Annotated in this window: 6 protein-coding genes; 2 read left to right on the forward strand and 4 right to left on the reverse strand. The window is 62.4% G+C overall.

The window, feature by feature from the left end; translation table 11 throughout:
- The coding region (locus tag ACEW8G_RS00590) for a TonB-dependent receptor (protein WP_373486511.1) at window positions 1-2,636 on the reverse strand (2,636 nt) is incomplete at its 3' end.
- A gap of 141 nt (window positions 2,637-2,777) precedes the next feature.
- Window positions 2,778-3,467: a ligase-associated DNA damage response endonuclease PdeM gene (gene pdeM, locus ACEW8G_RS00595; protein WP_373486512.1), complete on the reverse strand. Its 690-nt coding sequence runs from the start codon at window positions 3,465-3,467 to the stop codon at window positions 2,778-2,780.
- Between the two features lie 80 nt (window positions 3,468-3,547).
- Between pdeM and ACEW8G_RS00600 the strand changes: the two genes are divergently transcribed.
- Window positions 3,548-4,315, forward strand: coding sequence for a rhodanese-related sulfurtransferase (locus ACEW8G_RS00600; protein WP_373486513.1), 768 nt, complete (start codon window positions 3,548-3,550; stop codon window positions 4,313-4,315).
- Here the strand turns inward: ACEW8G_RS00600 and ACEW8G_RS00605 are convergent.
- Together ACEW8G_RS00605 and ACEW8G_RS00610 are read right to left on the reverse strand one after the other, a co-directional pair.
- Complete coding sequence (locus ACEW8G_RS00605; protein ID WP_373486514.1) at window positions 4,312-5,223, reverse strand: prephenate/arogenate dehydrogenase family protein; 912 nt, start codon at window positions 5,221-5,223, stop codon at window positions 4,312-4,314. The two genes, ACEW8G_RS00600 and ACEW8G_RS00605, sit on opposite strands and share 4 nt — an antisense overlap.
- Entirely contained in the window at window positions 5,220-6,320 is a 1,101-nt protein-coding gene (locus ACEW8G_RS00610; RefSeq protein ID WP_373486515.1) for a histidinol-phosphate transaminase, read from the reverse strand. The genes ACEW8G_RS00605 and ACEW8G_RS00610 overlap by 4 nt, the downstream gene beginning before the upstream one ends.
- Before the next feature lie 442 nt (window positions 6,321-6,762).
- On the opposite strand from ACEW8G_RS00610, the gene ACEW8G_RS00615 reads away from it, so the two are divergent.
- A complete protein-coding gene (locus ACEW8G_RS00615) occupies window positions 6,763-8,454 on the forward strand; it encodes a ShlB/FhaC/HecB family hemolysin secretion/activation protein (protein WP_373486516.1) in 1,692 nt (563 codons plus the stop codon).
- The last annotated feature ends 104 nt before the right edge of the window (window positions 8,455-8,558 follow it).

Here is an 8,558-nt window from a genome sequence, read left to right on the forward strand (position 1 = left end):
ACAAACGGCGCGGATGTCGTGCCGGCCTGGAACGGCGTGTTGAAGGCAACCTGCGTGAAATCGACGTCGAACAGGTTTTGTGCCCAAAGCTCAACTGCCCATTTCTGATCGGGTCCGCGGATACCGACGCGGGCATTGAACAGGACAAAGCTGGGCTGCTCCTTTTGCGGGAACAGGTCAGAGCCGGTGTTGAAGCCCTCGGTCAGACGCGTATCGACATAGACCAGCCCGGACAGGCCACTATCACCAATATCAGGCGTCCATGCGGCTGACCCGGTGAGGGTCAGTTCGGGCGCGTTCGACAGGTTGTCACCGGGCAGCTTGCGCAGCGCCGGATCGAGCGGGGCGCCGGTGCTGTTGCCCACCAGATTGTTGGCGAACTTGGTTCTGGCATAGGTGATGCCGCCATTGACCACAAAGAACTGCGAAGGGCGAATCGATGCTTCCAGTTCGACACCCTGCGCGAGCACGCCATAAGTGGTATCGCCGGGCGCGCACGCGCCGGTTGCCGGGCTAAGGTCGCGGTCACCGCCGTTTAGATCGGTCTTGCAGCCCAGCACGGTCTGCACCAGGAATACGGTGCCATTGAACGTGTTGAGCTGGAAGTTGTCGAACTGCTGACGGAACAGCGCCAGATTGATCGTCAGCGGGCCACGATTATATTTCGCGCCGATTTCGAAGGCATCGACGATTTCTGCATCGAACTGCAGGTTGCGGACCAAAGCCTGCGCACCGCCCACCGATGCAAAGGTCGGGATGGGTGACTTGAGCGCTGAACGGTCAAGGTTGAAGCCGCCAGCCTTGTAGCCGCGCGAGGCGCTGCCATAGAGCAGCAGGTCATCGGTCGGCTTCCACGAGAGGACGACGGTGCCGGTGAACTCGTTTTCCTTGCGGCGGTCATTGATCGAAACGCCGTTGAGTTCAGCGGTCGAGTTGCCCTGGCATGACAGGCCGATAATGCCGCCCGAAACCGCCGCCAGCGCCGGATTGGTGAGGAAGCCGCCAAGTGCCGCCTGGTTGAGGCCGCAAGCTGCGTTGTCATTGCTGAACTGCGCCTCGAAGCGCTTGCGCTCGTTGGTGTACCGCAGACCCAAAGTCAGGTCGAGGCTGTCGGTGATGTGGACGATATTGTGGGTGAACACTGCGAAGTTGCGGCTGTTCTGGAAATAACGGTCGCTGATCGTGCCACGATCACGGATCCCGTCAAGACGATCCAGCGCGCCGAAAATGATCGGCGATGCCGCCCCGAACGCGGCCGGACGTGCAGCCACGCAACCCGGCGAGTTGGGCGAATACAGGCCAGCCAGGCCTCCGCCTGAGATAATACGGCAGGTGGCAAAACGGCCATATTGGTTGCCGAAGCGCAGGTTGTCGCGCACCGTCAGATCTTCATCGGCAAAATAACCGCCGATCAGCCAGTCGAGCTTGCCATCAAATGCCTCGCCCTGCAGCCGCAGTTCCTGGCTGAAGGTCTTGAACTGGCGGAACTGCTGGTCTTCATTGTCGGCGCGATAGAGGATGTCGACCGCGCTATAGTCGATGTCGCCAGCCTGGCTGTTCTTGTATTCGCGATAGCCGGTGATCGAGGTGAAGCTCGCGCCGCCCAGATCCCAGTTCACCTCAAGCGAGATGCCGCCGTCGGTGGTGGAGCCATTATAGTTGCGACCGGGGGTCACAAAGGCGTTGCGGCTGAACGGATTGCTGAACGCAGCCAGCGGCTGGCCGAGATCGCGCAGCACGTTGATGATGTTGTTGCCGTTGGCGGGGGGCAGCGCGCCGGTGCTCAGCGGCACAGCGAGGTTGTTGAGATCGCCGATCAGCGGATTGAATGCCCGGTCTAGGTTGACTGCGCCGCAGCACCGCTCGTCACGGTTGGTATAGTCTGCGATCAGGCGGAACGATACCGCATCGGTCGGCTCCCACAGCAGCTGGCCCTTGACGAAATACCGGTCGCGGTTGTTGAGATCGACATTGTTGATCACGTCGCGCAGAAAACCATCGCGCTTTTCAAATACGCCATCGACGCGCGCTGCCAGCGTGCTGCTGATCGGGCCGGTCAGGCCGCCTGCGATACGGATGTTGTCGAAATTGCCGTAAGTCGCCTCGGCAAAGCCGCCGAAATCAAATTCAGGCTTTTTGGAATAGACCGAGATCAGACCTGCAGATGCGTTGCGACCAAACAGCGTGCCCTGCGGCCCGCGCAGCACTTCCACCCGTTCAATCTCGCCCAGTTCGTTGAGGCCGATGCCCGAACGCGAACGATAGACGCCATCGATGAACACCGCGACCGAGCTTTCGAGACCAGGGTTGTCACCCACGGTGCCGATGCCGCGGATACGCGCCGAACCATTGGCTTCGTTGCCGGTCGATGACACGAGCAGCGAGGGGACCACCTGGTTGAGCTGGCGGATGTCGTTGGCACCGGTGTTCTGCAGCGTCTCGGCATTGACGGCCGACACCGCGACCGGCACGTCGGAGAGCAGCTGTTCGCGACCCTGAGCGACGACAACGATGGTGTTGGTGTCATTAAAACCTTCGTCTTCGGCCTCCTGGGCCAGCGCCGGGCTGGCGAAGGCGACAAGGCCTGCTGAAAGCATAAGGGATACACGGCTGGTGTGGCCAAAGCGCATGGGCATGACTCTCTCCTGTGGCAAATTTGGTTATGTTCTTGCCGCGATTGTTATACTCTATTTTGATAGTATTCCAGCGTTTGCGGGGCTTTGCGGCAAAGTTGATCGGGCGTTGTCTCAAAAACGCAACACTTCGATTCGCTTGGATCAACCGGTGGCGGCGGTGGTTTTCGCAAGGTCAAAGACAAGCGCCTTGCTTTCCGTAGCGACAATTGCCTGCGCATCTCGACCCACAACGGCAAGGATTGCTTCGTCGTCAGCATCCATGCCCCCGGTCAAAGCGCCAAAGGCGGGCAGGATAAGCTGGCTCGAAGAACGAACGAAACATGAACGACGGACCCCTCGGCCGTGTAATCGTATGCGAAGACGCGGATGAAAGTGGCCTGAAAGCGCAGGCCCGTCGGCCCCGGAATCGCCCGATTCGCAGCGGTGGCGCAGCGCCAGTCCGTCGACCCGCGCCTCGGGCAGGATCGTGCCGCCAAACCCCTCGGTCATGCCCTCGTCATGGTTGCCGGTGATCCAGTGCAGCGCCACCTGGCTGGCCAGCGTGGTCAGCCGGGTGCGCACAGCGGGGTCGAGCCGGGCCGCCCCGCCATCATCGTGGAAATTGTCACCAAGGCACCACAGGCTGGTCGCGCCAGAGGCCCAGATCGCATGCTCAAGCCGGTCGAGCGTGGCGGCGCTGTCGTAGGGCGGCAGCATCTGGCCGCGCGCTGCATACCAGCTCGCCTTCTCAAAGTGCAGGTCAGCGACGATCAGCGCCTGCCGGGCCGGCCAGTACAGCGCCAGCCGGTCGACGATCACAAAGCTCTGTCCAGCGAACGAAAGGGGAACCATGCAGCTGCTATGCGTCAACTTGTGGCGCTGTGCAAGCGCAGGATTGGCGTGCCCCCCCATGTTGGCGTAAGAGGCGCGTAATGTCCCAGCCCCATGAACCGGCCATCACAGTCGCTGCGCTGTATTGCTTCACGCGCTTTAACGATCCGCCTGCGCTTCGTGGCCCTTTGCTGGCGCTGTGCGCTGCGCAGGGCCTGTGCGGTACGTTGCTTTTGGCGGGCGAGGGGATCAACGGCACGATTGCCGGGCGGCATGATGGCGTGATGACGGTGATCGATCATATCCGCGCGCTGCCCGGCTGCGGTAACCTTGAGGTCAAATATTCGCACGCGCTCAGCCCGCCGTTCCAGCGGTTGAAGGTCAGGATCAAACGCGAGATCGTGACGATGGGCGTGCCCGATATCGACCCGATCCACGGCCAGGGCGCTTATGTCTCGCCGTACGACTGGAACCGGTTGATCGCCGACCCCGACACCGTGGTGATCGACACGCGCAATGGCTTTGAAATCGAACACGGCAGTTTTGCCGGGGCAATCGATCCGGGCACCACCAGCTTTCGCGAATTTCCGCAATGGTTCGATGATCAGGCAGAGCAATGGCGCAGGGCGGGCACGAAAATCGCGATGTTCTGCACCGGCGGCATCCGCTGCGAAAAGGCGACCGCCTATGCCCGCGCACAAGGCTTCGATGCGGTCTATCACCTCAAGGGCGGCATCCTCAAATATCTTGAAGAGGTGCCGCCTGACCAGTCGCAGTTCCAGGGCAGCTGCTTTGTGTTCGATGAACGAGTCGCGCTGGAGCACGGGCTGGCGATTGCGGGTGATAGTGCGGACGACGAGCGCAATTAGTCGTGGTCGCGGCCAAAATCTGGCCGGGCGTCATCCTGCCCCTGTTCGATGATCGAACGGCGGATGGTTCGGGTGCGGGTGAACAGCGCTTCCAGCTCATCGCCCTTGTCCCAGCGGATGGCACGCTGCAGCGCCGACAGGTCTTCTGAAAATCGCTGCAGCATCTCAAGCACCGCGTCCTTGTTGTGCAGGAACACATCGCGCCACATCACCGGGTCTGATGCAGCGATGCGAGTGAAATCGCGAAAGCCCCCGGCGGAATATTTGATGACCTCGCTCTGGGTCACGCCTTCAAGATCGCTCGCGGTGCCAACGATGGTATAGGCAATGAGGTGCGGCAGATGGCTGGTGACCGCGAGAACCAGATCATGATGCGCCGCATCCATGGTCTCGACCTCGGCCCCCAGCGCCTGCCAAAAGGCGGCGACCCTTTCCGCAGCGGCAGCGTCCCCGCTCGCCTCGGGCGTCAGGATGCACCAGCGGCCTTTGAACAATGTGGCAAAGCCCGCCTCAGGCCCGCTGTTCTCCGTCCCCGCCACCGGATGCGCAGGCACGATGGTGGCGTGTGGCAGCGCGCTGCGCAGCGCGGCCAGCACGCTCGCCTTGCACGATCCGACATCGCTGATGATGGCATTGGAATGCAGATGCGGCGCCATGGCGGCGGCGGCGTCGGCCATCGCGCCCACCGGCACGCACAGGATGACCAGCTGCGCATCTGCCAGCTCCGGCCCGAACGCGTCATGATACGCATCGCACAGGCCCAGCGCCCGCGCCCGCGCGCAGACCTCTGGGTTGCGATCATAACCCAGGATCGTCGTGTCAGCCAGGCTCTGGCGCATGGCGCGCGCGATCGATGATCCGATCAGGCCGAGGCCGACGATGGCGACAGTTGCAAACGGTGCGCTCATGCCGTCACCAGATCGTGCAGCGCAGCGGCAATGGCGCGCATGTCCGCCTCCGCGCCGATGGTGATGCGCAGCGCATGGCCAAGCCCCTGTCCCTTGGGCCAGCGCACGATATAGCCTGCATCGATCAATGCCTGGAATGCCTGTGCGGCGGTGACGGCGCCTTCAAACAGTACCAGTACGAAATTTGCATGGCTCGGCACCACGGTGACGCCATGGTTGCTCAGGCGGCTGAGCTCATCTGAAAACCAGCTGCGCCAATGCGCGTTGTGGGCGCGCGACTGGGTGACGAAATCCTGATCGCCCAGCGCCGCCAGCGCGGCGGCCTGCGCGGTCAGGCTGATGTTGAACGGCCCGCGCAGCCGGTTGAGCAGGCCAATGACATGGTCTGAGCCATAGCCCCAGCCAACGCGGTCGCCGGCGAGCCCGTAAGCCTTGGCAAAGGTGCGCGTGACCAGCACATTGGCCTCTGATCGTGCCAGATCGAGCGCGCCGTCGGCGTCGCCGTCCGCGACATATTCGGCATAGGCCTGATCGATCACCAGCAGCACATTGCCGGGCAGACACGCGTGCAGCCGGGCAAGTTCCGCGCGGCTGGTGAGCGTGCCGGTGGGGTTGTTGGGGTTGGCGAGATATATCACGCGAGTCTGCCGTGTGACGCTGGCGAGCAGGGCATTGACATCGGTCGCATAGTTGCTGTCTGCCGCAACGATCGGGCGCGCGCCGCAGCGCCTGGCCGCGATCTCGTAGAGCGAAAAGCCGTAGCGGACATAAAGCACCTCATCGCCCGGTCCGGCAAAGGCGCTGGCGGCGATGGTCAGCAGTTCTCCCGATCCGGTGCCGCACACGATGCGCGCCGGATCGATGCCGTGCAGCGCGCCGATTGCGGTGCGCAGTGCGACGGAATCAGGGTCAGGATAAACCGCAGCGGTGCCGGTGGCCACCGCCGCGCGTGCCGCCAGCGCCGCGGGGCTGCTGCCCAGCGGATTTTCATTGGCGGACAGTTTGGTCAGCGGCTGGCCGTCATCGCCCGCCGATTGTCCGGGGACATAGGCGTGGATCGCGTCAATCCAGGGTTTGGGCTGGGGTATCAGGGTCATGGCCAGCGCGCCCTTAAGCGATTTCGTCCCAAGTGGGAACACCTGCCGACTCGAAAGATTTGTCGCAAAGGGTGTCACAGGAATCTGTGACCGCCCAAAATCACTTCGCATTGATGGTAATTGGCCAAAATGCGGTGAATTTTGCGTTGATCCACGTCAACTTTCCGCGTCGGCGGGTGATCCAAACACATGTTATATTTGGCAATTTTTGAGCGATTTGTTTTTTTGTTGCTTGCCCCATCATTAACGCTGTTCTACACCCTGCGCCACGGTCGCTCCGGGCTGAGAGTCGCAACGACTTCGGCCGCATCAATTGGAAGGCGGGTGACCGGCTCCGGCTTGTCATCTGAATCAGACATGGTTCTGACAGGGGGCATCATTGGTTACGCGTAGGGCGAAATATCCGTTATTCTGTGCTGGCCTGGCGAGTTTGGCCACGGCAATGCTGGCGCCATCGGCACAGGCGCAGCAGGTCAATGTGCCCGGCGCGCCAACCCGCGAAGAAATTGAACGGCCGGTGCAGCCACGCACTGACAGGCCGGTGCGTCTGACGGTGGAAGGCGACATCGAACGCTCGCCATGCCCGCTGGCTGACCCCGCCTATGCCAATGTGCGGTTGACGCTGACCGAGGCGCGCTTCAACAATCTCGGGCCTGTCGCGCCGGCTGAGCTGCGTCCGTTTTATGAACCCTATATCGGCATTGATCAGCCAGTATCGGTTCTGTGCGAAATCCGCGACGCGGTGGCGACAAAGCTGCGCGGTGACGGTTATATTGCGGCGGTCCAGGTGCCGACCCAGCGCATCGACAACGGCGTGGTGCAGTTTGAGGTGCTTTATGCAAAGCTGACCGCGATCCGGGTGCGCGGCGATGCCGGGCGCGGCGAGCAGCTGGTTGCCAAATATCTTGAACGCCTGACCACCGGTAGCGTGTTCAACCAGAAGATGGCCGAACGCTATCTGCTGCTGGCGCGTGATCTGCCGGGCTATGACATCCGCCTGACGCTCGTGCCTGCGGGCACCGCGCCCGGCGAACTGATTGGCGATGTGACGGTGCGGCGCACCCCGTTTGAGCTGGACCTGAACGTCCAGAACATGGCGTCGCGCGATGCCGGACCTTATGGGGCGCAGCTGCGCGCGCAATTTTATGGGCTCACCGGCATGGGGGATCGCACCTATGTTTCGGCTTATTCCACCCTCGACTTTGACGAGCAGCAGATCGTTCAGGCGGGCCATGAGTTCCGCGTCGGATCCGAAGGGCTGATGCTTGGTGGGCGGGTGACCTATGCCTGGACCAAGCCCGACATTGGCGTCGCCGGCCCGGCGCAGATCGACGCAAAGACCCTGCTGGTGTCGTTTGATGCGCGCTATCCCATCGTGCGGCGCCAGTCGGCGTCGCTCTATGGCACGGTCGGGCTCGATTATGTCGATCAGGACATCGATTTCATCGGGCCGCTGGCGCGTGACCGCATCCGTGTCGCCTATGTCCAGCTCGCAGCGGACGGAATCGATATGGCCAATGGCGCGAAACCGCGCTGGCGGATGGGCGGACAGGTCGAGCTGCGCAGGGGGCTCGACATCCTGGGTGCCAGCGAACCGTGCAATTTCGTCTGCGCACTGGTGCGCACGCCGACCACGCGCGGCGATGGGGACCCTGAGGCAACGGTGCTGCGCGGCGAACTGGCCGCAGAGGCATCGCTGGGCGACAAGCTCTCGGTATATGTGCGCGGGCGCGGCCAGCTGGCGTTTGATCCGGTGCTCAGCTTTGAGGAATTTTCGGGCGGCAACTTCACCATCGGCCGCGGTTATGATCCCGGCATTATTGTCGGCGATGATGGCGTGGGCTACCAAGTTGAGCTGCGCGGACCGCCGCTGTCTCCGGTAAAAGGCACCGACTTTTCGTTCCAGCCCTTTATTTTCATGGATGCAGCCTGGACCTGGGACGATGGCCGTCCGGGCGACCCGCAGCGGCTGTTGTCAGTCGGCGGCGGGGTGCGCGCGCGGCTTAATGACCGGTTCCGCCTTGACCTGACCGTTGCAGTGCCCACCGAGCGGGCTGGCCTGCTCGTCGATACACCCGACCCGCGCATCCTGTTCACCTTCACCACCTTGTTACTGCCCTGGGGAGCCCGCTAATGGCTTACGACCGCATTTCGCTCGCACGTCGCATCAATTTGGCCAAGGCATGCTCTGCCTTTGCGCTCGCGACAGGCCTTGCTCTGGGTGCATCGGGCACGGCG

This window comes from Blastomonas sp. (genome assembly GCF_041747255.1).
GTDB lineage: Bacteria > Pseudomonadota > Alphaproteobacteria > Sphingomonadales > Sphingomonadaceae > Blastomonas.

What these genes read in the sequence shown, in the direction of transcription:
- pdeM (WP_373486512.1), bottom strand. Translation starts at nt 3,467, where the DNA reads ATGGTTCCCCTTTCGTTCGCTGGACAGAGCTTTGTGATCGTCGACCGG.
- ACEW8G_RS00600 (WP_373486513.1), top strand. Translation starts at nt 3,548, where the DNA reads ATGTCCCAGCCCCATGAACCGGCCATCACAGTCGCTGCGCTGTATTGC.
- ACEW8G_RS00605 (WP_373486514.1), bottom strand. Translation starts at nt 5,223, where the DNA reads ATGAGCGCACCGTTTGCAACTGTCGCCATCGTCGGCCTCGGCCTGATC.
- ACEW8G_RS00610 (WP_373486515.1), bottom strand. Translation starts at nt 6,320, where the DNA reads ATGACCCTGATACCCCAGCCCAAACCCTGGATTGACGCGATCCACGCC.
- ACEW8G_RS00615 (WP_373486516.1), top strand. Translation starts at nt 6,763, where the DNA reads ATGCTGGCGCCATCGGCACAGGCGCAGCAGGTCAATGTGCCCGGCGCG.